The sequence below is a fragment of the Actinacidiphila glaucinigra genome (assembly GCF_900188405.1).
Taxonomy (GTDB): Bacteria; Actinomycetota; Actinomycetes; order Streptomycetales; family Streptomycetaceae; genus Actinacidiphila; species Actinacidiphila glaucinigra.
Map to the genome: position 1 here is coordinate 1 of NZ_FZOF01000080.1, position 1,097 is coordinate 1,097.

The 1,097-nt window shown below is 71.9% G+C and carries 1 protein-coding gene; it reads right to left on the reverse strand.

Going from position 1 to position 1,097, the window contains the following annotated elements; translation table 11 throughout:
* The coding region (locus tag CHF15_RS43750) for an acyl carrier protein (RefSeq protein ID WP_143681810.1) at positions 1-1,097 on the reverse strand (1,097 nt) is incomplete at both ends.

A 1,097-nucleotide genomic window follows, 5' to 3' on the forward strand; every position in this document is an offset into this window, starting at 1 on the left:
GCGGCCGCGAACGGCTTGCAGCGGCCGTCGGCGGACAGGCCGCGCTGAATGCTGAACGCGACGAAAGTGCCGGGCGTCGCCATCACCGTCACACCGCCCGCCAGCGCCAGATCACATTCGCCGTTGCGCAGCGCCTGGGCGGCGAGGTGCAGGGTGACGAGGGAGGACGAGCAGGCCGTGTCCACCGTGACGGCAGGGCCCTCCAGAGCGAAGGTGTAGGACACGCGACCGGAGACGACACTCCCCGTACTGGCGGTGCCCAGGTAGCCCTCGAGCCCTTCCGGCGCGCGCTGCAACAACGTCCCGTAGTCGTTGTACATCACGCCCGCGAAGACGCCTGTGCGGCTGCCGCGCACCGTGGCCGGGTCGATGCCGGCGCGCTCGAAGGCCTCCCACGACGTCTCCAGCAGCAGACGCTGCTGCGGGTCGGTGGCCAGGGCCTCACGCGGCGAGATGCCGAAGAACGTCGGATCGAAGTGGTGCGCGTCGTAAAGGAACGCGCCGTTCATGCTGTAGCTGGTGCCCGGGCGGTCGGAGTCGGGGTCGAAGAGCTCGGCGATGTTCCAGCCGCGGTCGTCGGGCATCGTGGAGATGGCGTCCCTGCCCTCCGAGACCAGGTCCCACAGGTCCTCGGGGGTCCGCACACCACCGGGGAAGCGGCAGGCCATCGCCACGATCGCGATCGGCTCGTCGTCGCGCACCGCGACGGTCACCGGCGCGTCGTCGGACTCCTGCACGCCCAGCAGCTCCGAGCACAGGTACTCGGCGAGCACCACGGGGGTCGGGTAGTCGAAGACGAGGGTCGCGGGCAGCCGCACACCGGTGACGGTGCCCAGTCGGTTGCGCAGCTCGACGGCGGTCAGCGAGTCGAAGCCGACCTCGCTGAAGGCACGCCCCGGTTCGACCGCCTCCGGACCGGCGAAGCCGAGCACCGCCGCGACCTGGGCACGGACGAGTTCGAGAACGGTCCCGGCCCGCTCCTTCTCGGGCAGCGCGGCCAACTGCCGGGCGAGCTTGCCCGCCGAGGCCGAACCCGCCCGCGCGGCACGCCGGGTGGGGACCCGGACCAGGCCGCTCAGCAGCGGCGGCAGCATCCC